The sequence below is a fragment of the Halorubrum vacuolatum genome (assembly GCF_900188065.1).
Classification (GTDB): Archaea; Halobacteriota; Halobacteria; order Halobacteriales; family Haloferacaceae; genus Halorubrum; species Halorubrum vacuolatum.
The window spans coordinates 13749-39988 of record NZ_FZNQ01000010.1 but is presented as its reverse complement, the minus strand read 5'-3'; the positions used below and the strand labels follow the sequence as shown (position 1 = coordinate 39988).

Sequence of the window (26240 nt, the reverse complement as noted above, 5' to 3'; positions counted from 1 at the left end):
GGAGTGATCTGAGGGCGGCAGATGGCGGGGGCCCACCCGTTCTTGGGGAAATCCACACCCCGATACTCGATTCACGGGGGATGTACTTTCCATGGTCGGGATCATGTATATACATAATCAGGAACGTTGTGTGGTATGGGATCCCTCAGCACGGCCGCATCGAGCGGGGCCCGTCTGACCCTCGAACTATGGCACCCGAACTGCTGGACGCTCGAGGTGACCATGGGGGCGCCGGGTGGACTGTTGGCGCACACGGTATACAACGCCACCGACGGCCGAGTGAAGGGACATTTCACCGTGTATGGGAGCTCGATCGACGAGATCGAATCGTTGATCGAGGAGACCCGCGCCTCGCCGTTGACCGAATCGGTCGTCGTGATGCAGCGTCGGACCGGATACACGGATCCCGGATCGCTTCTCGGCTACGCGACGCGGGAGCTGTTCGTCGAGTACGACCCGGTCAATACGATCAGCGATGCGCTCGCCTCCCGGGGATTCATCCAGGACGGCCCGGTGCGCGTGTCGGACGGCATCGAGCACTGGTCGGTGTTCGTCAGCGACACCGACCGTGAGAGGCTCCACGAACGGCTCGATAAGGTGGCCGAAACACAGGATGCAGAGATCACCGTGACCAAGATCACGACACGGACGAACGCGAGCACGAGCGAGCCGGTACGGCTCTCGCTGCTGTCGCCACGGCAACGGGAGGTGTTCGAACTCGCCTGCGAGCACGGCTACTACTCGTGGCCGCGGGAGGTGACGACGAGAGAACTCGCGGAGAAGGCCGGCATCTCGAAGACGACCCTGCTCGAACACCTCCGCAAATCGGAAGCGAAGCTTCTCGGTCCGGCGATCGAGCGGATGTCGACACGGGGATGATCGTCGAACACCGACGCGTCCACGATCTGTCGCCGATCGTCGATCCGTCCGTCACGAGGCCGATCCGGTCATCACGGTGTTCGAACTCGAACAGGTCACCCGGAGAAACGGCTACCCTCGTCGCCGTCGACAGGACCGATGTATGCCTCCGGATGAGTGGGTAGAGAGCGTCGGGGTAGACGTGGGGACGACGACCACGCAGGTCGTCGTGAGTCGACTGCGGGTGTCGAACCCACCAGCGAGCGACGCAGCGCTCCGGCCGGAGATCCGGGAGCGTGCGGTCATCCATCGCAGCCCGATCGTCGAGACGCCGCTCGTCGACCCGGAGACCGTGGACGTCGTCGCCGTCGCGGCCGTCGTCGAGACGGCGCTCGCCGCCGTGGATCGCTCACCCGCCGACATCGACACCGGTGCGGTCATCGTGACCGGCGAGGCCGCAAAACGCGAGAATGCGGAGCGGCTCGTCCACCGGATCGCGGCGGATGCAGGCGACTTCGTCGCCGCCGCCGCCGGCGCGTCGTTCGAGGCGGTACTCGCGGGACGGGGATCGGGAGCGGCGACTCGGGCGGCGGAGACCGGCGAGACGGTCGCGAACGTCGACGTCGGTGGCGGGACGACGAACGTCGCGATCTTCGAAGGCGATCGCGTGGTGGAGACGCGGTGTCTCGATGTCGGCGCACGCCTGGTCCGTGTGACCGACGCCAGGATCAGTGCGATCGCTCCACAGGTGACGGAACTGATCGCGTCCAACGGGCTCGATAGCTCCAACGGGCTCGATCGCTCCAGCGGGCTCGACCTCGCCATCGGCGACGAGGCGAGCGACGGGGCCCTCCGTCCCGTCGCACGGAACGCGGCGCAGCTGATCGCCGACCTCCTCGCCGGGCCGCCGTTCGACCTCCGTACCGAGGCACTCCTGATCGGTGAGCGGCCATCCGCACGGATCGATCTCGACGCCGTCGTCGTCACGGGTGGCGTCGGAGCCATCATGAACGAGCACTCCCTGAACGCGGATGCGGACAACGCGGATGCGAATGTGGATCCCTTCCGTCACGGCGACCTCGGTCCGCTCCTCGCGGCCGAGCTTCGGACCGCGCTTGCGGAGCGGCTCCCCGACGTGGACCTGATCGCGCTCGATGAGGACCTCCGGGCGACGGTCGTCGGCGTGGGAACCGAGGCGACGACGTTCAGCGGACGGACCATCTGGCTCGATCCGTCGCTGCTTCCCCTCCGTGACGTGCCGATCGTTGTGGTCGGCTCCGTGGCCGACGGCCCGGAATCGTCGGACCCCGATACGCCGACTTCGAAATTTCTCCAGGCGCTTGCGACCGCCACGGACCTGTACGGCCTCGATGCCGAGCAGGCCGATGGCGATACGGCCCCCGATGCACTCGGTCTCTATATCGGAGAAATCGGATCACTCACCTACGGGACCCTGCAGCGAGTCGCGGACGCGTTGGCACACGCCCTCGCCGCGACGGGATATCCGACCACCCTCCCGCTGGTCATCGTGACGCGACAGAACTGTGCGAAGGCGCTCGGACAGGCGCTACACGGGCGATTGGACGCCCCGTATCTCGTCATCGACGAGTTGGAGCTGACGGCGGACGACCGGCTTGACATCGGTGAGCCGCTCGCCGGCCGTGACGCGGTGCCGGTCGTCACGAAGACGCTGGCGTTCGGCGAAGGTCACTTCTGAAACTCCCGGTCGTCCTCGGTGAGTTCGAGCCCACTCGCCTGGTGTTCACACATTTCGGCGATCCGGTCCGCGATCGTCGCCCCGGCCTCGACGGGCGGGAGCCCGCCCGCATGGATATTCGAGATCACCGACTTCTTCGCGGTGGGCGCGCCGCGTTCCGGGCCATACACCATGTACGCGCTCAGGCTATCCGCGGAACCGAGTCCGGGCCGCTCACCGATGAGGATGACACAACAGTCGGCCTCGAGCTCCTCGCCGATCGCGTCCATCACGTCGACGCGACCGAATTCGACGAAGATCGGGGTACCGACGTCGAGGTCGTGAGCCGCCAACCCGTCCATGAGGGCAGGAAGCAGGTCGGGGAGGTTCGTCTCGATGGCCGTGGAGCTGAGCCCGTCGCTGGCGATCACCTGTATCTGGGGGCCGACCCGACACTGCTCGCGAAGGGATGTCGCGGTCTCTTCGGAGATCTCTCGACCGAGATCCGGTCGGGCGAGATACTCGTCCTTCTCCGTGACGAGGGTCCGAACCGTCACGAGGTCGAGATCGTCGATGAGCGCCGGATCGACCATCGTCAAGACGGCGTCGCGGGCGAGGCCGTGATCCTGCCGGAAGCGCAGCAGGGTCTCCGTCGTCGGTCGCGGCCCTGCGCGTCCGACGCCGAGCCGTGATGGGTTCCGTTCGATCAGCCGTTCGAGTGCATCGGCGTCCCGCGGGGACCGGATCCCGCTCGGCGGCTCCCGATCGGTGCCACCGTCGGGGAGGGCCACCGGTCCGGATCCTCCCGCATGGGTTGCTGTTCGGTTCGATCGATCCGTCCGGTCCGTCCGTTCCGTTCGGTCCGTCCGTTCCGTTCGGTTTGTCCGGTCCGTTCGATTCGTGTCAGTGCGATCAGTGTCTGGTGTGTGCATGAATGGAACCGTGGTTGGTCGGTCAGGTGAAGATCGTCGGATCGCCGGCCTGTGCCGTGAGCTTTCCGTCACGCCAGACCCCCATCCGTTCGAGCCACTCGTGGAACTCGGGGGCCGGATCGAGATCGAATATCTGTCGGAGGGCGGCGGCGTCGTGGTAGCTGTTCGATTGGTAGTTCAACATCACGTCATCGCCCATCGGGACGGTGATGAAGAAGTTCGCCCCGGCGGCCGCGAGCAGGACCGCGAGGTTCTCGATGTCGTTCTGATCGGCCTGGATGTGGTTCGTGTAGCAGGCGTCGATCCCCATCGAGATGCCGTGGAGTTGGCCCATAAACACGTCCTCGAGGCCGGCACGGATCACCTGCCGGCCGTCGTAGAGATATTCCGGGCCGATGAACCCGACGACCGTGTTGACGAGGAAGGGATCATAGCGCTTGGCGAGCCCGTAACACCGCGCCTCGAGCGTGAGCTGATCGACCCCCTCGTGGGCGTCGCCGGACAGCTCCGCGCCCTGCCCGGTCTCGAAGTACATGACGTTTGGGCCACTTGAGGTGCAGCGGCGCTTCGCGAGGTCGTGGGCCGTATCGAGCAGGTCGACGTCGACGCCGAACTCGTCGTTGCCGGCCGCCGTTCCCGCGAGGCTTTGAAAGACGAGGTCGGCCGGCGCACCCTCACGGATGGCCTCCATCTGGGTCGTCACGTGGGCGAGACAGCAGTTCTGTGTGGGAACCCCCCACTCCTCGATGAACTCGTGGGTCGCCTCGAGGATATCGGTCACCGTCCCGACGCCGTCCTCGACGGGGTTGACCCCGATCACCGCGTCGCCGACGCCGTACGCGAGCCCCTCCCGGGTCGCGTCGATGATGTGTTCGACGTCGTCGGCGGGATCGTTCGGCTGGAGTCGGAAGGCGAGGGTCCCCTCGCCGCCGACCGTGCCGTTACAGCGCGCGGTCACCTCCATCTTCGAGGTGGCCAACACGAGATCCATGTTCGACATGATCTTCGTGACGGCGGCGATCATCTCGCTCGTGAGCCCGGGGCGGATCGCGCGGATATCGCGCTCCGTCGTCCGCTCGTCGACGAGGAACTCCCGGAGATCAGCGACGGTCCAGTCGCCGATTCGGTCATACACCGGCTCGCGAACCGCGTCCTGAATGACCCGCGTGACTTCGTCGTCCTCGTACGGCACGACGGGATGTTCCCGAAGCGTTTCGAGCGTGGTGGCGCTGAGCGCACGCTTGGCGGCGACCCGTTCGGCCTCCGAATCCGCGGCGACCCCCGCCAGTTGGTCCCCGGTCTTCTCCTCGCTGGCTTTCGCCAGCACCTCCCTGATGGAGTCGAACCGGTGAGGTGGCTCCGCGTCCGTGATAGGTGTGGACATGCGGCTTCCCTCGGTGATGGAACGGGCAGGTGATTGAATGTTTGCTAATAGTTACCAAACAGTAGTTTATGAGGAGAAAGGTCAGTTGGATACCACGGGTGAAAAGCTGGCAGCGTGCGATCCTCACCGGCGTGGGTTCAAAAGCGCCGAGTCGAACCGATCCGTGCGAACGAGTCCGATCCCGATCAGGAGCGCGACGACCGCGGGCACGAGGTTGCCGAACCAGACGTTGATCGCCCCCCAGAGGATGACGAAACTGACCATGTCATCGAGGATAAACTCGCAGTTCTCCAACCGCTCGCGGAGCCCGATGCGATCGAAGGCGCGATCGAGGGTGATCACCGCGACCGTCGCCGAGAGCACCCACCCCGCGTAGTTCGAAAGCGGCACGTCGTAGAACGCTCCGCCGCCGAAATCCCAGAAGCCAAGCGCGACCGCCCCGGGATCGAGCACGACGTCCATCGTCACGACCGCGGGGATCACGACGAGCAGCCGTATCCACCCGTTCGCCGCCCGCGACCCCAAAAGCAGGAGACAGAGCAGGTAGGCGTTCATCACGAGCGGGATGAAAAAGACGGGCAGCGCCAGCGGCACGCCGCCGAGCATCGGTCCGAGGCTGATCGTGTACTCGAAGGTCCCGTAGGGCCACCCCGTCCGCACGCCGAGGTGTTCGATGAAGTACGTGTACGCGACCAACACGCCGACCCAGCCGACCGCCCGCCGGGTGAAAAGCGGCAGGACGCCGACGATGAGCGGCGAGCGCATCACGAGGACGCCGAAGAGGACGAACCACGGGTTGAACGCGAGCGGATCGGGCAGCCACCCCTCCGCGCTGGCGACGAGGGTCACCGCGCCGACCGCCGGGAATACCACGGCGATGGTGAACCGGTTCTCCCGGACGATCCGATCGAGGAGCGTCTGCAGCTCCCCTCGGGTCTCCGGCAGTCGGTCGAGAAGCGTCTCCGTCTCCCCGGTCGCGTCGTCGGCCCCGCCGGTTGCTCCTTGACTCTTGCCGGTTGCTCCTTGACTCTTGCCGGTTGTCCCCTGGCTCTTGCCGGTTGTCCCCTGGCTCTTGCCGGTTGTCCCCTGGCTCTTGCCGGTCGTTCCCCCGGCCTCCGCGTCCGTCATCCGATCACCTCCCAGAGCGGGTAGACACGCCAGAGCCCGCCCATCGCGAGCAGCGTGCCGACGACGGTGTTCACCGCCGGGAACCACCAGTAAGCGCGTGCGACATCGATGGACGAGCGCGCGACCCACGCGACGAAGACGGGGTAGATCGCGAGTAACGCGCCGAGGCGAACGTCGACGGCCGCGAACGCGAGGGCGGCGCCGAGCCACACGACGAGACAGTAGCCGTACGTCCGCGACTCGCCGAGGACGGTCGCGGTCGTCCGGATCCCCGCCGTTCGGTCCGGCTCGATGTCCGGAATCGCCGAGAAGGTGTGCATCCCCATCGTCCACAGCCACGCGCCGACGATCGCGGCGACCGGTGGATGTGTCCCGGCGACGGTCGCATACGCCGCCGCGCCGGGGAGGATATACAGCCCGTTCGAGACGGAGTCCGCGAACGGGGTCGTTTTAAACCGTAACGGCGGGGCGCTATAACCGACCGCGAGGATGAAGAACCCGACGAGGTATGGCCACGCAACCGTCGGCGTGATGGCGAAGGTGGCGAGACCGAGCGCGCCGGTGGCGACGACGGCGAGAAGGACGAATCGGTCGCCGTGCCACCGCTCCTCTCTATCGCCGGCCTTCTTCGGGTTCAACGCGTCGATATCCGCGTCGTAGATGTCGTTGACGCCATACAGGAGGACGTTCGCCGGGACGAGGAAATACAGCGCGAGTGCCACCGTCGTCGCCGTGAATAGCCCGGAGACGTCCGCGATCCCGTAGGTGACCCCGACGGCGACCGGGCCCGCGAGGTAGAGCCAAAACCGCGGGCGCGAGAGGACGATCAGATACCGAAGGCGCTCGCGGAGCCCCGTGGAGCCGCGATGCTCGCCGTACCCTCCGTCTCCGTGCCCATCCGATGGGTCGGCTCCGGTCCCGATCACGGGTTCACTCACGACGTTTCGGCGACGCGTTCGGCGGTGATCTCGCCGCTGATGAGACACATCGGGACGCCGATCCCGGGCGTGGTCGTCGATCCCGTAAAGTACAGGCCGTCGACGGCCTCGGAGGCGTGCGGCGGACGGAACAGCGAGGTCTGTCGAAGCGTATGGGCGAGCCCGAGCGCCGAGCCCTGATAGCTGTTGTATCGGTCGGCGAAGTCCTCGACACAGAACGTCTTTTCGAAGACGATCCGGTCGCGAAGGTCGGTTCCCGTGTGCTCGGCGATGTCATCGAGGACGAGGTCGCGGTACTCCGCGCGGATCTCGGGGGTGTCCTCCAGCCCGGGCGCGATCGGGACGAGCGCGAAGAGGTTGCTGTGCCCCTCGGGGGCGACCGTCTCGTCGGTCTTCGAGGGCACACAGAGGTAGTAGGCGGGGTCGTCCGGCCACTCGGGGTCATCGAAGATCTGTGCGAAGTGGGGGTCCCAATTCGGTGGCAGCACCAGGGTGTGGTGTTCGAGCGCGTCGACGTCGCCCTCGACGCCGAGATACAGCAGGAACGCCGACGGTGCATAGGTCCGTGACTCCCAGTATTCCTCGGTGTACTGCCGCTTCTTCGGCGGGAGCAGCGCCTGTTCAGTGTGGACGTAGTCGGCGTTCGAGACGACGAGGTCGGCGAGGTAGCGGGTGGTTGCGCCACCGTCGGCGGAGACATCGGCGACCGCCGCCTCGCCGGGTGCGCCGCCGACGACGCCGCCGGGGCCGCCCGCGACGTCGACCGCGAACGCGCCGCGTCGGCCCTCGATGCCGACGACCTCGGCGTCGGTGACGAACTCGACCCCGAGTTCCTCGCCGAGTTCGACGATGCCGTCGACGACCGCCCCGATGCCGCCGTCGGGATAGTAGACGCCCATGTTGAAATCGACGTGGCTCATCAGGTTGTATAACGCCGGCGTGTTCGTCGGCGATCCGCCGAGAAAGACCAGCGTGTACTGCATGATCTGCTGGAGTTTGGGGTGTTCGAAGTAGTCCTCGACGTGTCCCTGCATTTTCCCGAGCAGCGAGAGCCCCCACGAGTACCGGAGGACGTCGCGGTCGACGTAATCGCGAAGGCGGGGTCGGTCCTCGTAGACGAAGTGTTCCATCCCGATCTCGTAGGTCCGTTTCGACTCCGCGAGGTACGCATCGAGCGCGTCGCCCGCCCCCGGTTCGTAGGACTCGAACAGCTCGCGATTCGTGTCGAGGTCGGGAACGAGGTCGACTTGGTCGCCGTCCTTCCAGAAGATGCGGTAGTGCGGATCGAGCCGCGAGAGCGTGTAGTAGTCGTCGGGGGAGCGGCCGAAGTGACCGAAGAAGCGCTCGAAGACGTCGGGCATGAGGTACCACGAGGGACCCATATCGAAGCGGAAGCCGTCCGTTTCGAGGGTGCTCGCGCGCCCGCCAAGCTGTTCGTTCTTTTCGAGGAGGGTGACGTCCGCGCCGGCGTCGGCGAGGTAACAGGCCGTCGAGAGGCCGCCGAATCCGCCGCCGATAACCACGACGGATTCGCCGGCCACGGCGTCGAAGTCCGGGGCCGTATCCATAGATGATCGGTAGGGGAGCATGAATATAAATGCCGGCGGGACGACCGCGTCCGAACGGCGGAGGTCGATCAACGGCGGCTCACGAAAACGCGTCGGGCGGCCGTCGATGGTCCGTTTTCGCTTCATACGCGAACGCGAGTGCGAGCAGCCGACGTTCATCGAACGGGCGACCCAGCAACTCGATCCCCACGGGAAGGCCGTCGTCGGTGAACCCGGCCTGCACGACGACCGCCGGCAACCCGGTATGTGCCGAGAGCTGACAGCGCATCTCCTCGAACGGCTGGAGGTCGGGTATCCGAACCGGGGGAACGGTCGCCGGCGGATAGACGACCGCATCGAGGTCGTCGCGGACGAGCCGATCGATCGTCTCCGTCCGAAGCCGCTCACGGAGGGCGAGCGCGCGGAGATAGTCCGGATCGGTATCGAGGCCGTCGACGTCGACCGAGAGGATCCCCCCGTCGCGGATCCGTCTCTCGATGCTGTCGGCCATCGTGCCCGTCTCGACGAGCGCTTCGAGCGAGTCAACGGGCGTGGTCTCGCCCAGTTCGTCCAGATAGCGGTCGACATCACGCATGAACTCGAAGCCGACGACCCGCGCCGCGTCGAGTTCATCGTCATCGACGACGTCGACCGGGTCCACAAGTGTCGCACCCGCGTCCGCCATCGCCTCCAGCGCGGCGTCGAGCGTCTCGGCGATCCCTTCGGCGGCCCCCTTCGGCACGTTCCCGGGATCGGTCGGCTCGAACCACTTCCGGACGACGCCGATCCGCGCGCCGTCGAGGGCGTCGGGGTCAAGGGCCGCCGCATAGCCACGTTCGGGGACGTTCCCGACCCCGCGGGCGGTGAGCGGGTCCTCGGGGTCATAGCCGACCATGGCCTCCAGCGTGCGTGCGGCGTCCGTGACCGTTCTCGCGATCGGGCCGGCGGTGTCCTGGGTGAGCGAGAGCGGGGCGATCCCCGTCCGGCTGACGAGCCCCATGGTGGGACGGACGCCGACGAGGTTCGTGAACGCCGGCGGCGAGCGGACCGACGAGCAGGTGTCGGTTCCCGTTCCGACCGTCGCGAGGGTGGCCGCGACCGCGACCGCCGTACCGCCGCTTGAGCCCGAGGGCCGGCGGTCGGTGTCGTAGGGGTTTCGCGTCGCCCCCCGGGCGGAGCTGATCGTGTCCGTGCCGAAGGAGAGCTCCTGCAGGTTCGTTTTTCCGATCACGATCGCTCCCGCGTCGCGCAGGCGGCTGATGACGGTCGCATCGCGGGGTGGAACGACCTCGGCGAGCGCCGCCGATCCCACGCTCGTCGGCATGTCGGCCGTATCATGGTTGTCCTTGACGGCGACCGGGATCCCATGGAGCGGCCCCGTGAGGCCACTTTCCGCGTATCGATCGTCGAGGTCGCGGGCCCGGTCGCGGGCGTGCTCGTTGACGTGGATATATGCGGCGAGGTCAGCGTCGTATCGGTCGATCCGATCGAGGGTCGTCTCGACGAGCGCCGTCGCGGTGAGCGTGCCCGCGGCGAACGCCCCGTGGATCTCCCCGATGGTCGCCTCCACCGGGTCGAAGCCGTCGTCCCCGGCCGGCACGTCGTTCCCGTCGGCGTCGTTCGTCATGCCAAAGAGACTGCGGGGCACGGGAGTTCAACGTTTCCGTCCCGGCGATGCGGAGCGGGCGGATCGTCTGATCCGGACCGGCGGATACGCCTAAGTCGGTGTCGCCCCAAACCGGGATCAGTAATGGACCTCACGGTGGCGGTCACGGGTGCGACGCGCGGGATCGGACGGGCGGTGGCGGCGGCGTTCGTCGAGGCCGGCGCCTTCGTCGCCGTCTCCGGACGCGACGGCGACGCGGTCGAGGAGACGGTCGCCGCGTTGAACGACGCAGCGGGCGACGGAGACGTGGACGACGCAGACGAGAGCGGCGACGGGACCAGCGGCCGGGCATGGGGGATGCGCGCCGACGTTCGCGACGAGTACGACCTCGAACGGTTCTTCGAGCGGGTCGCCAAGGAGCACGGCCCCATCGACGTCGTGTTCGCGAACGCCGCCGTCTTTCACGGCGTGCCCGGCGAGAACCCTAGCGACGAGACGTCCTACGCCCGCTATGACGACACGATGCGGACGAACGCGCGCGGGGTGTTCTCGACGCTTCGCGAGGCCCTTCCACACCTCGCGGACGACGGCCGAATGATCGTCCCGTCGGGGTCGGTCGCCGCGGAGTCGAAGCCGGGGATGGGCGCGTATGCGGTCTCGAAGGCCGCCGCCGAGGCGGTCGCCCGTGGTTTCGCCGCCGACGTCGAGCAGGCCGTCGGCGTTGTGGATCCGGGCCTCGTCGCGACCGACCTCACGGGGATGGAGCGTGCGCGTGATCCCGAGAGCGTCGCGCCGCTTTTCGTCTGGGCGGCCACCGAGGCCCCCGCAGAGGAGCTGAACGGCGCTCGGCTCGGGCTCCGCGAGTGGAAGAAAGCGACGCGATAGTCGGGAAGGGGTGGACGGAGTGAAGGCGACCTAGCCGCCGTCTCCGATCTCGCGGGCGGCCGCGAGCGCCTCCTCGTGGAGGTGGCCGTTCGAGGCGACCAGTCCGATCGAGTCGTGTCGCCAGCGGTCGCCGTCGAGGTCGGTTACCTTCCCGCCCGCGTTTCGCACGACGTGGACGCCGGCGACGCTGTCCCACGGGTTGACCGCGACGTTGGTGATCGTCGCCTCCAGCCCGCCGGCGGCGACCAGCGGGAGCACGACCTGTGCGGAGCCGAACCGGCGCATGTCGCCGAAGCGGGTGACGATCGCCTCACAGGCGCGGGCATACTCGTCGCGGGAATCGAAGTCCCACCAGATCGTCGGGTCGACCGTCGCCTTCCGCGGATCGGTCATCCCGCTCACCGCGATCGGCTCGCCGTTACGAGAGGCGTCCTCCTCGTCCGCGAGGTAGACGTCGCCGAGGGCGGGACAGACGATGGCGGCGGCGACGGGTTCGCCGTCGATGACGGCTGCGACCGCGGTCGCCCACGTGCGGATGCCGCGGACGTAGTTGTGCGTACCGTCGATCGGGTCGACGACCCACGCGGGGCCGGTTGGCGGAACCGTCTTGCGTTCGTCCTCCTCCTCGCCGACGACGGCGTCGTCCGGGAAGGACTCGCGGATCCGCGCGATGACGGCGCGCTGGGCGGCACGGTCGGCCTCGGTGACGACGTCGAGTTCGCCCTTTTGTTCCACGTCGATGCCGCTTTGGAACTGATCGTGGGCGACGCGCGCGCCGGCGTGGGCCGCGGCCTCCGCGACGGCGACACGGGACGCTTCGTCGCGTCCGACGGTCGGCGGTGACGACGGGCTGGATGCGTTCGGGGACTCACGATCGGTCATGGCTCGGATCGGTCCTCCGGCCCGGTATACGCGTCGATCCACGCCGCGGCGCGGGGCGGCCCCGAGTCCCTCTTGGCGCGCTGTCGGATCCGGAACCGATCGCCGGGCCGCGTCGAATTTAACTCGCTTCCGAATTCGAGTACCTTTAAGGGTGAACGGCCGATAGCTACCTCCATGGAACCAGAAGAAGCCGTCCGTCAGCTCGAGTACGTTATCGACGCCACGCTTGATGAGGAGGGTCACCGGAGCGCCGCGGGCTACCGTCCCACCTTCGAGCGGGTCGCCGAACGGGCGGACGGGACGGCGGTCTATGCGGTCGCGGGCGACCTGACGACCCGCGTCGTCGACGGCGAGCGGCCCTCCCCGGCGGAGGCGAACGACGTCGCCGACCGCGTGCTCGACGGGTTCGCCTACACCGACGGCGGCGAGTAGGTCGGCGGGGTTTCGGCGGTGTGTCGTTGGTAGTCCGTTCTTCGAGCGATGAGCGGTGACCATGAGGAGCGGGAAACTCAGCGTGACCGAAACGCCTCATCGAGGTCCGCGGGCGTATATAAGTGGACGTCCGACCGCTTCCGAGCGATGTCGACGAGTTCGTCAGTGAAGCCGCTGCGGGAAAATACCGCATAGGTACTGCGGCGATCGTCGCCGCGCTATCGGACCATCGACGCTACCGTCTCGGGATTCGCGAGGAGTCTTGGTCATCCATTATGCAGACGATCATATGATCGTCTGCATACTCCCGTTCGGCACGTGATCGAACTCGACCCGCCCCACTCGGTCGCTACCGCGGCATCCGACGTAACAGCAGGAGCGTGAGGACGACGATCGCCACGAGCGAGAGCACGCCGAGGGCGTTCACGAGCCCCGCGGTCTCCATCGGCGGCGCGAAGTCCTCGGGGACCTCGACGCCGGGCGCGAACGTGAGCGCCGCGAGGAGGAGGATCGCCACGGCGAGGGCGGCGAAGAGGGTCGTCGTGCGGGGTGGTCGCATACGACGTACGAGGAGACCCGGCGTCGAAAGTAATGAGTCCACGATGCGGGTTGAGGGCCCCTCGTGATCCGGGAAGCCGCCGTTCTCATTCGATGGGATCGGCGACGAGGACCGATCACCGACACCGAAAACTGGCGTACGGAACTCAATACTTAGATGCTGGCGTCGTTATACGGGTTCATGTCGGGTATCGGTGGATCGATCGGCAGACTCACGCAACCGGAGTATACGGGGGAGAACCGGTGTCTCCCGTGTACCGTTCTCAACGTGGGCATCGCGGTGGTCCTCGCGGTCGGTGTCGCCTTTATCAACCCAATTATCGGCGCGATCGTGTTCGGTCTCTCCCTCGCGGCGATCTACTTGCGGGGCTACCTGATCCCCGGGACGCCGGAGCTGACGAAGCGATATATGCCGCCGTGGTTGTTGCGACGCTTCGGAAAGGAGCCGCCGGATGCGGCCGGGGTCATCGAACAGGATCGCGTCGGCGGTGAACCGGACTCGACACGGCCCCCTCCGGATTCCGATCCCGACGCGATCGACCCGGAGACACAGCTCAAAGCGGCGGGCGTCGTCGAGGAGTGTGACGGGGTCGACGACCTCTGTCTCACCGAGGGGTTCCGGTCGGTCTGGTGGCGACGCATTCGGCGGCTGCGCGACGACGAGTCGTCCGCCGTCATCCACCTCGGCGCGCTCCTGGAGGTCGATCCCGAGTTGCTGGCGTTCGATGACGATGGCCCACGGTTTACCGTCAGGTATGACGGAACGCCCGTCGGGGCGTGGGATTCGGCTGCCGCTTTTTATACGGACCTGGCGGTCGAGCCGACGCTCGACGAGTGGCTGCCGGCGTGGGAGTCGATCGGGGATGCTGGGCGGACCCAGCTGATCGCGTCGATGCGGGCGTTCCTCGAACGATGTCCGAGCTGTGAGGCGACCCTCGAACCGGTCGAAAACGTCCGTGAGACCTGCTGTTCAGCGCAGGTCGTCGGCGTCAGCGTGGACTGTCCGGACTGTGAAGCGCGGGTGTTCAGCGGGCGGTATTGAGTCGGGGGAGCGGGCGGGTTAATATAGAACGGGTCTCGACGGGATCGAGGAACTCAGTTGTTGCCGTTGCCGTTTCCGTTACCATTCCCGTTTCCGTTGTCCCCTCCGCCGCATGTAGCGTCCGCATCGATCCCCTCGGGCTTTTTGAACGAGTCACCATTGAGATCGACTTTCACACCCGAGATGTTGTTGAGGAAGGGCGCGCTTGGACATCGCTTCCCCTCGTCCTCAGGGTCGTAATCGAATAGAAACGTCTGACCGCTTCCGGGTTCGGGCTGTGCGCTCGCATCGACGCGTGAATCATCCGGGTCGCTGACCGCGGTGCCCTCCCGAGCACCATCCACATCGAAGCGGAAGTAGTTCTGACCCGCTTTGGCTACCACCTCGTCGACATCTTCGTCGGCTTCCCAGTGGACTTCGACGACATCATCGTCTCCATTGACCGTGGCGGAGAAGTCCTCGTCAGGGTTCACGGAGTGCTTATCAATATCGTCGCCGGCGAGGGCGATCCAACTGATATTCTGTCCATCGGGAAGTTCTGGGTCTTCCTCTTCATCGTCACCCGATGGACAATCGGCATCGGCGTGCGCGACGAACGACAGATCTAAGTTGTCGAGAAGATCCTTACCAGAGTCGAAGCCGAACGCGCGCACGTTGAACCCGATACACTGTGACTCACCGGGACAGAGCTCGAACCCATCGTCCGGATCGGTGTTCTCCAGATCGAATTTGTTGTCCTCGTCGCTTCCTTTATAAAAGACGACGGCATCGTCTTTTCCGGCTTCGAAATCGAAGTGGTCCGGGACCTCGGCTTCGTCAGGGATCTTCGGAACACTGGTCCCACTACCACTATCGAACCCGAAGTTCACACAAACACATCGGGTTCCCTGATTTTCGATCTCAAAGACGTTATGAAATGTCATGAACGACTCGACATTAACGCCGTCCCCGTCCGGGGGGCTGTTTTTGTTGTCTTCGGAGATCGAAACACGCATCATTCCGTCGACCTCGTCTGCACGCCGAAGGAACCACAGATCGTGGGTGTCACCTACAACGACGCTGCGAACGCAAACTTCGACTTCACAACCGACGACAGCTCCGGTGCAGCATCCATCCAATCCAAGGAGAACGCCGAGGCCATCGTCTGGCAGAAGCCGACACCACCGAAGGAGGCCTCAAGCGCGAGCGATCTCGAAGCCGAGGAGGCGGAGATCAATCCGAACGACCGGAACCTCCGGAACATCCTCGCTGACGGACCTGACGATGAGGAGGATAAAGACAGCGAGGACTGGAAGGTCGTCGCCATCGAGTTCCCGAACCAGGACGTCGCGTTCTTCCATCCCGGCTGGGATGCAGGGGAATTCGATGACGTCCGCACGAGCGAGGGCGTCAAGGTCGACCTCGACGCGGACCTGACGGCCAACGACGTGCACGACCGATCGTTCGTGGCGTCGGACGATGACGCGGACGACGACTAACGGCCGATCGTTCTCTTTATATATGACGCCGTGACCGTCATACGCTTTGCCGGTCGGTATATAAAGCCTTGATCAGCACTGCAGCACAGCCAGGAGCGTCACACCACGATCCGCTCGTCCAACGCGGGCGCGCTCGCATCGAACCCGTCCTCGCGGAGGTCGGCCGCGAACTCGACACACCGGTCGCCGTGATTGATAAGCACCTGAGCGCCTTCATACTCCCTTAAAAACGACCGTAACCCACTCCGATCGGCATGCGCCGAGAAATCGTACGCCTCGACGGTCGCGCTGGCGGTCAGCCGCCGGCCGTCGATCTCCGCCCCACCGGTTTCCAACAGCTCCCGACCGGGCGTCCCCTGCACCTGATAGCCCGTCATCGTCACCGCATTTGTCGGATCGGGCGCGACGAGCGGAAGGTAGGTCATCGCCGGGCCCCCCGAGAGCATGCCGCTCGTCGTGATGATCGCGGCGGGCTGATCCGCGATCCGCTCGCGTTGCCCGTCCCGCCCCGTGACGAACCGCGCGTGGCCCTTCGCCCGCCGAAGCGCCTCGGGATCACGGACGTACTCCGGGTACGAGAGAAGCAGCTCGGTGATCTCCGTGCCCATCCCATCGACGTAACACGGAACGTCGTGGGCGGCACAGACCAACAGTAGCTCCTGTGTGCGCCCGATCGCAAACGCGGGAACGACGACGGTGCCGCCCTCCCACAGCGTTTGCTCGACCCGCCGAACGAACCCCGCCTCCACCGCCTCGCGCGGCTCGTGCTCGACGTCCGCGTACGTGCTCTCACAGAGGACGACATCGGCGTCCGGCCGGGCGGTCGTCCCGGCGACGAGCCGCTGGTCATCGGTGTGAAAGTCCGCGGTGTAGAGCAGGCGTGTCTCCCCGTCATCGACCAGCACGTGTGCGCTCCCGGGGATGTGTCCGGCCGGGTAGAGGGTGACCTCGTGGCCGGCGGCCGCAAAGGGCTCGCCGTAGCCGTGGGTCACGGAGACCTCCGAGACCCGCTGTAAGTCGGTCTTGACGAACGGACAACGGTAGGAGCCGCCGTGAAGTTTCAGGGTATCACGGCCGAGCCGCAACGCGAGGTCGCGCGTGGGTGGCGTCCAGTGGATCGACGGCCGGGCGGTCCCCGAGAGCAACACGGGCAACGACCCGACGTGATCGAGATGGCCGTGGCTGACGACGACCGCCTCGGGATCGACGTCGCCGACGGGCAGCCTGGGCGGGTCGTCCGTCGAGAGCCCGAAATCGAGGAGGAGGCGGTCGTTCACGAGGACGGCGCTGCGCCCGATCTCCTGGGCGCCACCGAGGAGTCGAAGCTCCATTGGAGGGAGGACGGGCCGCGGCGGTTTGCACGCATCGGTTTTGGACGGACTCGAACCACGCCGTCACCTCACTCCGTTCGGTGCCGTCTGATTCGAACCGCCCTCGCGGACAGTTCTGTGACTCACTTCGTTCGTCCCAGAAATGGGCTCTGAGCGGATTCGAACCACCCCTGAGAACCTGCTCGCTCCGCTCACAGAACCTCAGTATCGTTCGAATCCGTCTCACGTACATACCTACGGCTCGCGAGATTGCTCGCCGCAGGATGTGGGCTCTGAGCGGATTCGAACCACGGTCGCTCCCGTTCGCTCGCGTTGCTCGCTCACCTCCCGCTCCCTGATTCGAATCGCCCTCGCGGACAGTTCTGTGACTCACTTCGTTCGTCCCAGAAATGGGCTCGGGCGGATTCGAACCACCTCTGGTCTTGCGATTCGGGAGTATGATACACTATGCCAAACCCCGGATTAAACCCAGACCAAGCCAAGACCACATATCTTGAAAGCCGAAAGACCGACCTCAGAGAATCAACCCTCAAAAGTCACCACTACCGACTCAAACACTTCGTCCGATGGTGTGAACTCAACGGAATCACAGATGTCTCTACAATCACCCGCCCGGAGATAGATGACTATGCCAACTGGCGTCGACACGATGGAGACCTCACTAAAGCGAGCATGAAAGGTCAGATGGACACCCTCAGAGTGTTCCTCAAATTTCTGGAGAGAATTGGAGCGGTTGAGCCCGACCTTCACGAGGCAGTTCCAAAGGTATCGATGAGTCCCAGTGAGGAACGGAATGACAGAATCGTGCCCGCAGACGAGGCTCGGGAAATCCTTGAGACACTGGACAGATACCACTATGCCTCTGTCCGACACATCTGGTTTTTGTTAGCGTGGAGGACAAGTGCCCGCATCAGTTCACTCCGGGCCCTGGATGTAGAGGATTACCACCCAGAGGAGGAATACATCTACTACCGAGAACGGGACGGTACGAAGTTGAAGAATGGAGTACAGGGAGAACGACCTGTTGCCCTGTCAGAGGAAACCTGTACTATACTGGACGACTATCTCAAACACAACCGAGTCGAAGTAGAAGACCAACACGGACGCAACCCCTTCATTTCCAGTCCACACGGGCGTGTACATAGAAACACCATGCGGAGATGGTCATACCAACTCACCTGTCCCTCGTTCAGGGGAGAATCAACCGAGTGCGACTGTAACACCAACAGCAAGCAAGCCTACTGTTGCGATGACACAGTATCACCACACGCCATCCGACGAGGTTCAATAACCCACTTCCTCAGGGAAGGATTACCAGAGAAGGTTGTCTCCGACCGTGCGAATGTTTCAGAAGATGTACTCGATAAGCACTACGACAGCCGAAGCAAGTTAGAGAAAATGAACCAGCGTAGGGCGTTTTTAGACAACATCTAACCAATATAACGAACATATAGTTTTTGAGTTAATATCGGTGGTTTTAATATAATATCATACTAACATTAGTGTATGTCTAAGAAAGGCAATACGACGAAAGCGGAAGTCGAAAAGGCAGAATACTACGACTATCTTCAGGACAACGCACCAGAACCTGAACCCCCTGAAGAATACGGGATGGAAGAGCGAGAACAGGAACCCCGCTGGTAAACAGTTCTTGTAGAATCACATAGAACGAGAACTAACTTAGACGACTTTGAGTAACCAAATTTATTGGTTCCTGACTTAAAACCCTAAAATTTTGTAGTAGATACAAAAGATATATAAGGGTGGGTATTGTAGGATAGTATACAGATGACTTTGAGTATGAAAGAAATCGAAGCACGGATTGAAGAACAAACATTCACAGCCGACGAAATGGACGAAATCAATGACCTAATCGAAACCGTAGAATCAGTCCAAGACGAAATCGAAAACCTCAACGAAGAACAAAAAGCACGATACGGAGCAAGCATCGAATCAGATGGACTCGAAGCACTCCACGAACTCATCCAAATCGTCCAAACACCAGAAGAACGAGAACACGCCGAAGCCTTCAACGAAATCGAAGAGGCATACGCATTCTAAACACTCTCTCTTTTCACCCGCTGTTATACACTCAAACACCCATAGACCGGAGTTCGCATAGCGTCTTAGTCTATGCGGATTGTTACCAAGGCTCTATAACCCGAACGCTATGTCAGAGCCTGTAAAGTCGAGTTTCAGGAACAGGGAAGATGGAACTTCCAACTCATTTCAAACTAATACTACTACTATTACTATACTACTACTAACTTACTAATAATCTTATTAATTAATAACTTTTTTAATAAATTAATAATACTACTAATAATACTGGTGTCCCCTTCTGAGTAGATACCTCTCTCCTTGTCTGTTTAATAAAGAAAACTGGTTGAATGGCTATACCTTATCGTACTGTATTGAAGACGCCACGAGTACCACTAACAACAAAGATAGCACCACCAATGGCAACAAGGATAGCGATAACTCCACCGAGAATAACTGAGAGATTAGCGCCGAGTCCAAGGTCTTCAAGTTCTTCAACTAAGGAGTCGAACCAACCTGAAGCAGTCTCACCAGCGTCTCCAATAGGAATAACGCTGCCATCTTCCACCTGTTCTAACTCACCAAGGTCGAGCGTCATGGATACATACTCTTCACCGTCAGCGACTTCTTCAGCAGAGAAAGACTCCGAGTAGGTTACTTCTTGAGTTTCACCATCCTCGTCTTCTTCATCTACTGTAACCTCAACAGTGTACTCGTCATTGACAGTGACCCCATCGACAGTAATCGTACTACCGTCATCTACTTCGACCATCTCACCTCCGACAAGAGAGTCCTCAGCATCGTACATAGCGAAGTCAAACTCCTCAACGGAATCCTCGCCATCTACAACCTCAAACTCGTATACTGTCGTCTGCTGTTCGAGTGTCACAGAGACTGTTTTATCCTCTCCAGCAATCTCAAAGGGTTCAACTGAATCGTCATCATCTGACACAATATCAACATACCCATCAGCGGATACGCTGTAATGGTATGACCCGTCTTCGAGGTCGTATGTTACAACACCATCAGCGTCTGTGGTTTCTTGAACTCCAGCGACAGAGACATCAGCACCTTCGATTGCGTTACCATCTTCATCATCCACTTCGAAGGTTACAGTGTACTCATCAGCCTCCTCGTCTCCGTTATCAGAGTCTTCAGACACGAAGTAGTCGAAAGTACTTTCGGATAGTTCTTCCTCCTCGTCAGAGTCGATTAACTGGACACTATAATTCTCTTCTCCATCAGCCGACACCTCGATACCTTCGACTGTTACTTCAAGCGTATCTCCGATGTCCTCTTCTTGGACTTGATATTCAACGAATAGGTCAGAATCTCCATCACTAAAGTGAATGAGGTTATCGTCATTCAGATTAGTAGAGACTTCAGCATTGGAGTAATCGATTTCGTCTCCAGAATCGTCAAAGGTTACGATTCGGATTTCCTCTCCCGATTGGGTTTCACCATCGAGTTCGATTTCCCAGGTTTGTTCGCCGTCTTCGCCGTCGACATCTGTAACTGCAACAAATGATGCGGCGGCAACGGGCATCGCTACCATAGACATCAAGACCATACTCGCAACTACAAGAGCGACGAGTTTAGGTCCGAGTCCGTTCGTTCCCGAGTTTCCTCGGATTTTACCAATTACATTCATGGTTTTAGTGTAAGGTTTGTGATGTTTGAATTTCGATACGGGGACAACTGGAATCCAATCCAACCGATGGTGCCGACCGTCAGCAAGCCGAGTAGCCCAAACATCACGCCGACTATCGACCCTGACACGAGGAGACTGAGACTATACACCAAGGTGTACAGCGTTGTTACAGCCATTCCGAGCCCGAGTCCTACTGTCAGCCCATCAAAATGTCCCATACTATAACTATGCGTAATATAGGGTTTTATAACTTTTGGTTATACTATGGGGTTAAAATATTACAACAACACAGTACGAACTCATACCCTTGTTATCAGGACTGTCTTCTGCTCCAGTAATTATTTAGACATAGAATATAAATAATAGTAATAATATGGTTGAACCAACTGCGAGGGATATTGTGTTTTCAAATCTGTTGGAATCGGAGGATAAAATAGCGTGGACTGTGGACGAGATGGTTTCAGAGTGCGACGGTCGTGTTTCCAGATACACCGTGCGAAATGTGTTTAACTCGTTGGTAGAGTTGGATGTCATGAATCACAAATCGGGGAGTCCGTATTGGTATTTCTTGTAGTCGATAATTCAACCCACCTTCCTTGATTCACTTTGAGAGTGTTCTCGTGTAGAGTTATCATCGACACCGCCCCACTATTGGAATAGTTTCTACACCCAGAGTCAGTCTCTATTATTCACTATCAGCCCAGCCCACGGAATTGTATTTTTTATATGTTCCACAGGGGTGGCTCGGTGTTTCATTTTGAGACTGGAGTCGGTATTGAAACAAGCCCCCAATAGGGGGTTGTCGGTAGCCAATCCTCACCTGCACCTGTTGATATTTCTAACCGCAAAAAATCGTCTCACTATCGCTACTAAGACCCCTGTAAAATCCTAGGAAAAATCAGCCTTGTCGGGCTTATAAAAACCAGACTTTCCGAGTTGGAACATCGGGAAATAGAACTCTCCTTTCTTATACGCCCATCCCCGCTTTACTAAGTCATCGAGTCTCCGCCTCACCGTATCCTCAGAAAAGTCAACCTTATCCTCGACCTCGGAAACAGAAACAGGCTCGCCCACCCGCTGGTACTTATCCATAATCTCCATCACGATTAACGCTCGTTCAACTGACTGTGCCATGTATAGACAGTAATTGTAAGATGTTTAAGGTTTTTCTCTCACGGGTCAGACTTTCAGACTCGACGCCGAGTTACTTCCCCGCCACCGAGTAAGTACCACAGTCCAAGTCCACCTGCGACGGCCATAGTCCCACCGAGGAGTAGTATTACATCATTAACTCCATCGCTGGAGGTCTCGTCTCCACCGCTATCTCCAATTATGATTCCGTCATCTGTTGATTCTGTATCATCGTCATCGAGTTCATTGAAATTATTTGAATCGTCCTCGTCCGACTCATCCTCGGTCTCGTCCGAGCTGAAATCAATATCCTCATTAATCAAATATGTCTGCTCATATCCCGTCGTATCTCTGGTGTGCAAATCGTTACCGTATATGTCCTTGACAGTTCGATTCCAGTAAATAAATTTTTGACTTGTGTCTGCCCTATCATTGTAAGAAACTGAAAAAGAACGGTTATCGTTATCATTCAATTCAACTTCATCTCCATTTTCAATGTCGTCAAATGGTATCGCATACGCTGACCCGAAAATTTCCTCATCATCAACTATAATGTGGTTGTCAACTGTATCAATGTGTTCGAGAGAGATTTCATCTTCAGAACCGTCAGTCAGAGTTACAGTCCACTCGCCAAATTTACTCAGTTCAATTTCATCTGTATCCCGATTATCGAAGTAGTATACTCCAGTATCGTCGGCATGAATATATCCTAAACCTTCGTCGGTGATTGGTACTTGCTCACCATCTTCGTTTAAATATCCGATTTCAGCTGGTTCGTCAACACTTGGGTTGTACTCGCTGTAATATACTGTTCCGTCAGCAGAATCAAGTTGACTGGCACTGCTGTCGTCATCAAAATCCACGACAACATCGGAGTTATCATATGTAATCGCACTCCCTGCTTCCCATGTCGTTATACCACCGCTTGTATCCACAGAGTAGACCTGACCATTACTGACGGTCAAATCTTCAATTTGATGGTCTCTCTGATTTTGGAACTTATTTTCATCCAATTCAGAACTATCGACTAACGTCCCGTCTGTAGAGTATACATCCATATACACAGGGTCGTCGCTGAGTCCCCAAGTCCAAGCATAAATATAATTACCATCAAAATAGAACCCATTATTAGTTGGTTCTTCGTTCGGATATGTGGTTATCCACTCGTATCCATCTTGGTAATTCCACACTCTCAATTCCTCATCTGACTCATACACAATTGTGTAATCATCCTCTTCGGACAGTTCGTATTCGTTATCTTGTGCTGCCACTTCTCCGAGCCCGAGATACATCAGTCCAGCCGCAATGCCGACGACTAAAATAAGCATCATCAGGGCTCTGATTGTTAATTTCAAAACCATTACTTAGAGTTATAATGTCAATCATTAAATAACCTTCTGTTATCATATATATCAAGAAAATACAGGAGCAGCATACCCGTGTTATTACAGTTAGATTATTAATTTATTAAAAAAGTTATTAATTAATAAGATTATTAGTAAGTTAGTAGTATACTATTAGAAGTAGTAGTATAGGGTTAGAATAGGTTGAAGTCCCATCCTCCTGTTCCTGAAAATCCCTGTTTTCCGACCTTGTGATTGTGGGCGTGTTTTGGGTGTTTCTGGAGGTCGAAATTCTTCTCTGGTCCGGTCCCTGGGCATGAGAGAGTTTCCGTGCCAAATTCCGGGTGATTTACTGCATCTATGCCCGTCTGTGTTGATTCTCTTTTTGTAATTAGTACAAAATATAATACCCTAATTCCATGATTTTGTAGTAAGTACAAAAGATATATAACCCCTGCCATCCATGTATTATGTATGACAGGTAATACAAAACTGTCCGACTGGATTCGCACAGAAGACAACGATGGAGTTCATGTTAATTTCGGAAAGACAAACTATGTCGCCCGAATCACAGACCTCCACGAGAAGTACAATTTCGACCGAGAATTTATTTCTGAGAAAGGAGACACATCCCATTCTGGAAAGACTGGTAAACTGTATGTCCCAGCGTCTGAACTGGAAGAAGGATATGTGTATGAAGTGCGGGATGACAGCTGGAATAACGAGAAGCGACAGTACTGGATTCTGAATCGGGTTCACCGAGATGACGACGGACAGGTTACTGGAGTAGATACTGAGGAGATAGAATACGAGGAAATCGAAGATTACCTGCGGGAAGAGATGGTTGGCCGTATCGGTTTAGCGAGGATGTAGGCGTGTCTGGTGATTCTCAGGGGTTCGATTCCTCTGGCGTCCATTATGTCAAATAAAAACTACGACATATACGACGAAGAAATCGATAGAGTACGGGATGGAGAAATAGACTTGGATGAAGCCATCAACCACATCTCACAACGAACGGGTGATTCTGAGCGGGAAGTTGAGATGGAAATCCAAGCGGGAGTGGAGAGGTACACTCTCGAACAGTATGGATTACGATAGGCGTGTCTGGTGATTCGACCCAAGTTCAATTCTTGGGACGCCCTTGGCCCGAAATGGCTCTAAACTAATTGAAACATGGCAAAAAAAGAATACGAATGGGTTGAGGTATCTGGACAACTGGTCAAGATATCTTGCTCTGAAGAAACCGAAGAAGAGGTTAGAAAAAAGAAACTAAGAAACTACAGTTGGTTCTAAAAATTAAACTGATGCAATACAAATGGTGAACAAGAAGACGGACGAGTAGTCTATTTTTATTCACCTTCCGACAGTTATTTAATAACTTATTTTGAATATATAACTGGTAGTTATGGAATTGAACGAACTGTTATCTGAATGTAGTAGCGACGGCGGGAAACTTGTCTTGATGTATCTTCACAGAGTAGGAACGGCGACGATAGACCAACTGGCTTCTGTGTTGGACTTCCAGATTTCTAAGACCTATTCGGTGGTCTCGGCTTTGGAAGAGAAGGGATTGATTTGTAAACTCGAACACACGGCTCAGGAGAGGTACACGCTAAAACAGGTGAGTCTCTGATGTACCGCCGAGGACACAAGGGGATGCTATTGATTCTGTACGCTCCAGTCTTAGTGGTGTTGCTCTGGATGGAGTTGTATGTGTTTGCTCTACTCGGACTCGTCCTTGGCATGGGACTCGTGATGTTACCGGACAAAGACCAGGGCATTCCACTCCTCCCGCATCGAGGATTTACTCACACCATTTGGTTTGCTTCTCTCGTCGGTCTCGGGATGGCCCTCGTTGGAATGATACTCGCTCCGATTCTGATTTGGATTGGAGTTGATGTTCAAATCGTGGTGTTGTTCCTCGGATTCGTTGGAGTGTTCAGTATCGTCGCTCATCTATTCGCTGACGCTATCACTCCAGCGGGTATCAGACCATATCAGCCGTTGTCTCAGCGGAGACATTCGGGGAGGATTTCAGCGAACTCGTTCTTGGGGAATTGGGTTCTCTGGTTGCTTGGTATCGGAGCGATTCTGTTCGCACTCTATTTTGTCTTCGTGTGATTAGTCCTCCCCCCGTCTGGGTGTACATATGGAGCCGTGAGGTGGGTGTATAGTGTGATTGGTGGGGGTTTGGGTGTGCGAGCAGGCGGTAGTATATTGTCGCCTGTGTGAGTGTCCTACTGGAATTGACTGCCCAGTGTTGCTTGTCCTTGAGTCCCTGAATCTAGCTCAATTGACTCGGACTCATTGTACGGTGAGTGCGTTACATAGTATCCAGTATCTGTTTGTTCCACTTCATCGATGGTGTAGAGTTGGAGTGGTATCTCCTGCTTCGTCGTAACTGGGAAATCGTAGTTTTCGGCATCGTATTTGAATTCCTTTCCATCGTCCAAGCGTTGTGCTACAAATTGCTCGTGCCGCTGGATTCGTTTAGATACTGTAGCGTGTGCGAGGCCTTTGACTTCGGAGACCTCGGCGTCGAAGACATCAGTGAACTTCTCTTGTATTTCGTATCCGACAGAGTTGCGACCAGCAATCATCGCTGCCAGAGATGTTGTTCCAGTCCCCCAGAATGGGTCGAGAACGGTGTCGCCGTAGACGCTGTACATATTGATGAGTCTGTATGGGACTTCCAATGGGTACGCCGCTGACCGGTCTCTGAGTTCTTTGTCTGTGTTCTCTAACTGCTGAAAGGTGCCCTTAATGCCTTCCCACATATCGGAAAACCACTCGTTCCGTTCTTCCCAGAAGTATGCCGACTCATACCGAACATCATTTCCAGAGGGGAACTTTCGGCTCTGTTTCCCGTTTCGGAATATAAGAAGGTATTCGTGTTCCAGAGTGGCGTAGGCGTTTGGTGGCATCATCCCGCTACCCATGAACTTCGCCGCAGAGTTAGTTGGCTTCCGCCAAAGGATATCAGGGAGTGGTTCAAACCCAAGGTTGTCGAAGTATTCAGTTATGTGTGCGTGGTTCTGGTAGACTCTGAAACTGTCGTCCACCTTGCGAGTCGCATCTCCGATATTGATACAGGCTATTCCACCATCCACGAGGACCCGATTGATTTCATCCCAAGTTTTGTTGAGTTCCTCGTGCATCAGCTCAAAGGCTTTCCGTCCATCGCCTTCCTGGAGAGCCGTATCTATATCTATATTGAGAGAAGCAAAGAGGTCATCCCACATCTCTATCATCGGGTACGGTGGAGAAGTTACAACGAGTTCAACTCCATCGTCTTCTATCTCTGAAAGCGAGTTTGAGTTGCCGATAAAAACATCGTGGGCAGTCTCCATAGACATAAGTTGTTCATGCGGGTGT

The 26240-nt window shown here is 58.8% G+C and carries 26 protein-coding genes; 11 read left to right on the top strand and 15 right to left on the bottom strand.

All coding sequences use genetic code 11. The features are described from left to right. Positions 1–135 precede the first annotated feature (135 nt). Both CHB65_RS10385 and CHB65_RS10380 read left to right on the top strand, forming a co-directional pair. Positions 136–879 (top strand): helix-turn-helix domain-containing protein, encoded by a 744-nt coding sequence (locus CHB65_RS10385; RefSeq protein WP_089385002.1) that lies wholly within the window; start codon positions 136–138, stop codon positions 877–879. Positions 880–1021: 142 nt separating this feature from the next. Beyond that, positions 1022–2575 (top strand): ethanolamine ammonia-lyase reactivating factor EutA, encoded by a 1554-nt coding sequence (locus CHB65_RS10380; protein WP_089385064.1) that lies wholly within the window; start codon positions 1022–1024, stop codon positions 2573–2575. Here the strand turns inward: CHB65_RS10380 and eutC are convergent. The 6 genes from eutC to CHB65_RS10350 form a co-directional block, all read right to left on the bottom strand. After that, positions 2566–3345, bottom strand: coding sequence for an ethanolamine ammonia-lyase subunit EutC (gene eutC / locus CHB65_RS10375; RefSeq protein WP_245809952.1), 780 nt, complete (start codon positions 3343–3345; stop codon positions 2566–2568). The genes CHB65_RS10380 and eutC overlap by 10 nt on opposite strands. Positions 3346–3508: 163 nt before the next feature. Beyond that, on the bottom strand, positions 3509–4870 hold the full coding sequence (locus CHB65_RS10370; protein WP_089385000.1) for an ethanolamine ammonia-lyase subunit EutB: 1362 nt from the start codon (positions 4868–4870) through the stop codon (positions 3509–3511). A 123-nt stretch (positions 4871–4993) separates the two neighbouring features. Next, positions 4994–5998, bottom strand: a complete 1005-nt coding sequence (cruF, locus tag CHB65_RS10365; protein WP_089384999.1) for a bisanhydrobacterioruberin hydratase — start codon at positions 5996–5998, stop codon at positions 4994–4996. After that, positions 5995–6936, bottom strand: coding sequence for a prenyltransferase (locus CHB65_RS10360; protein WP_281251562.1), 942 nt, complete (start codon positions 6934–6936; stop codon positions 5995–5997). The genes cruF and CHB65_RS10360 overlap by 4 nt, the downstream gene beginning before the upstream one ends. Next, on the bottom strand, positions 6933–8504 hold the full coding sequence (locus tag CHB65_RS10355) for a phytoene desaturase family protein (RefSeq protein ID WP_089384998.1): 1572 nt from the start codon (positions 8502–8504) through the stop codon (positions 6933–6935). The genes CHB65_RS10360 and CHB65_RS10355 overlap by 4 nt, the downstream gene beginning before the upstream one ends. 79 nt (positions 8505–8583) lie before the next feature. Continuing rightward, positions 8584–10110, bottom strand: a complete 1527-nt coding sequence (locus tag CHB65_RS10350) for an amidase (protein ID WP_089384997.1) — start codon at positions 10108–10110, stop codon at positions 8584–8586. Positions 10111–10233: 123 nt separating this feature from the next. Here CHB65_RS10350 and CHB65_RS10345 point away from each other — a divergent pair, with 123 nt between their 5' ends. Beyond that, positions 10234–10974, top strand: coding sequence for an SDR family oxidoreductase (locus tag CHB65_RS10345; protein ID WP_089384996.1), 741 nt, complete (start codon positions 10234–10236; stop codon positions 10972–10974). A 30-nt stretch (positions 10975–11004) separates the two neighbouring features. Here CHB65_RS10345 and CHB65_RS10340 read toward each other — a convergent pair whose 3' ends face one another. Beyond that, positions 11005–11856, bottom strand: a complete 852-nt coding sequence (locus CHB65_RS10340) for an inositol monophosphatase family protein (protein WP_089384995.1) — start codon at positions 11854–11856, stop codon at positions 11005–11007. 174 nt (positions 11857–12030) lie between these two features. On the opposite strand from CHB65_RS10340, the gene CHB65_RS10330 reads away from it, so the two are divergent. Continuing rightward, positions 12031–12288: a hypothetical protein gene (locus CHB65_RS10330; RefSeq protein ID WP_089384993.1), complete on the top strand. Its 258-nt coding sequence runs from the start codon at positions 12031–12033 to the stop codon at positions 12286–12288. A gap of 349 nt (positions 12289–12637) precedes the next feature. On the opposite strand, the gene CHB65_RS10325 is transcribed toward CHB65_RS10330, so the two are convergent. Beyond that, complete coding sequence (locus CHB65_RS10325) at positions 12638–12847, bottom strand: hypothetical protein (protein WP_089384992.1); 210 nt, start codon at positions 12845–12847, stop codon at positions 12638–12640. A 180-nt stretch (positions 12848–13027) separates the two neighbouring features. Between CHB65_RS10325 and CHB65_RS10320 the strand changes: the two genes are divergently transcribed. Then, the gene (locus tag CHB65_RS10320) at positions 13028–13888 is read left to right on the top strand and encodes a hypothetical protein (RefSeq protein WP_089385062.1); all 861 of its coding nucleotides are present in this window, start codon (positions 13028–13030) and stop codon (positions 13886–13888) included. A 53-nt stretch (positions 13889–13941) separates the two neighbouring features. On the opposite strand, the gene CHB65_RS10315 is transcribed toward CHB65_RS10320, so the two are convergent. Then, entirely contained in the window at positions 13942–14757 is an 816-nt protein-coding gene (locus CHB65_RS10315; RefSeq protein WP_089384991.1) for a hypothetical protein, read from the bottom strand. Between the two features lie 168 nt (positions 14758–14925). On the opposite strand from CHB65_RS10315, the gene CHB65_RS10310 reads away from it, so the two are divergent. Continuing rightward, positions 14926–15366 carry a hypothetical protein gene (locus CHB65_RS10310; protein ID WP_143420403.1) on the top strand — a complete coding sequence of 147 codons (441 nt, stop codon included), beginning with the start codon at positions 14926–14928 and terminating at the stop codon, positions 15364–15366. 98 nt (positions 15367–15464) lie between these two features. On the opposite strand, the gene CHB65_RS10305 is transcribed toward CHB65_RS10310, so the two are convergent. Continuing rightward, complete coding sequence (locus CHB65_RS10305; protein ID WP_089384989.1) at positions 15465–16697, bottom strand: MBL fold metallo-hydrolase; 1233 nt, start codon at positions 16695–16697, stop codon at positions 15465–15467. Positions 16698–17144: 447 nt separating this feature from the next. Between CHB65_RS10305 and CHB65_RS10300 the strand changes: the two genes are divergently transcribed. From CHB65_RS10300 to CHB65_RS10295, 3 genes are all read left to right on the top strand, one after another. After that, positions 17145–18131 (top strand): tyrosine-type recombinase/integrase, encoded by a 987-nt coding sequence (locus CHB65_RS10300; RefSeq protein WP_089384988.1) that lies wholly within the window; start codon positions 17145–17147, stop codon positions 18129–18131. Between the two features lie 72 nt (positions 18132–18203). Beyond that, the gene (locus tag CHB65_RS17450) at positions 18204–18341 is read left to right on the top strand and encodes a hypothetical protein (RefSeq protein WP_179213641.1); all 138 of its coding nucleotides are present in this window, start codon (positions 18204–18206) and stop codon (positions 18339–18341) included. 156 nt (positions 18342–18497) lie between these two features. Beyond that, entirely contained in the window at positions 18498–18758 is a 261-nt protein-coding gene (locus CHB65_RS10295; protein ID WP_089384987.1) for a hypothetical protein, read from the top strand. 340 nt (positions 18759–19098) lie between these two features. Here the strand turns inward: CHB65_RS10295 and CHB65_RS10290 are convergent, their stop codons facing one another. From CHB65_RS10290 to CHB65_RS16925, 4 genes are all read right to left on the bottom strand, one after another. Further along, positions 19099–20388 (bottom strand): carboxypeptidase-like regulatory domain-containing protein, encoded by a 1290-nt coding sequence (locus tag CHB65_RS10290; RefSeq protein WP_143420402.1) that lies wholly within the window; start codon positions 20386–20388, stop codon positions 19099–19101. Positions 20389–21276: 888 nt separating this feature from the next. Next, complete coding sequence (locus CHB65_RS10280; protein ID WP_089384984.1) at positions 21277–21522, bottom strand: hypothetical protein; 246 nt, start codon at positions 21520–21522, stop codon at positions 21277–21279. Positions 21523–21575: 53 nt separating this feature from the next. Continuing rightward, positions 21576–22811, bottom strand: a complete 1236-nt coding sequence (locus tag CHB65_RS10275; RefSeq protein WP_143420401.1) for a hypothetical protein — start codon at positions 22809–22811, stop codon at positions 21576–21578. A gap of 245 nt (positions 22812–23056) precedes the next feature. After that, positions 23057–23323, bottom strand: a complete 267-nt coding sequence (locus tag CHB65_RS16925; RefSeq protein WP_143420400.1) for a hypothetical protein — start codon at positions 23321–23323, stop codon at positions 23057–23059. A 13-nt stretch (positions 23324–23336) separates the two neighbouring features. Here CHB65_RS16925 and CHB65_RS10270 point away from each other — a divergent pair, with 13 nt between their 5' ends. Then, positions 23337–23735, top strand: coding sequence for a hypothetical protein (locus tag CHB65_RS10270; protein ID WP_089384982.1), 399 nt, complete (start codon positions 23337–23339; stop codon positions 23733–23735). Between the two features lie 762 nt (positions 23736–24497). After that, the gene (locus CHB65_RS18000) at positions 24498–24986 is read left to right on the top strand and encodes a metal-dependent hydrolase (RefSeq protein ID WP_089384979.1); all 489 of its coding nucleotides are present in this window, start codon (positions 24498–24500) and stop codon (positions 24984–24986) included. A gap of 116 nt (positions 24987–25102) precedes the next feature. Here the strand turns inward: CHB65_RS18000 and CHB65_RS10250 are convergent, their stop codons facing one another. Beyond that, positions 25103–26215 carry a DNA-methyltransferase gene (locus tag CHB65_RS10250; RefSeq protein ID WP_089384978.1) on the bottom strand — a complete coding sequence of 371 codons (1113 nt, stop codon included), beginning with the start codon at positions 26213–26215 and terminating at the stop codon, positions 25103–25105. Positions 26216–26240 lie beyond the last annotated feature (25 nt).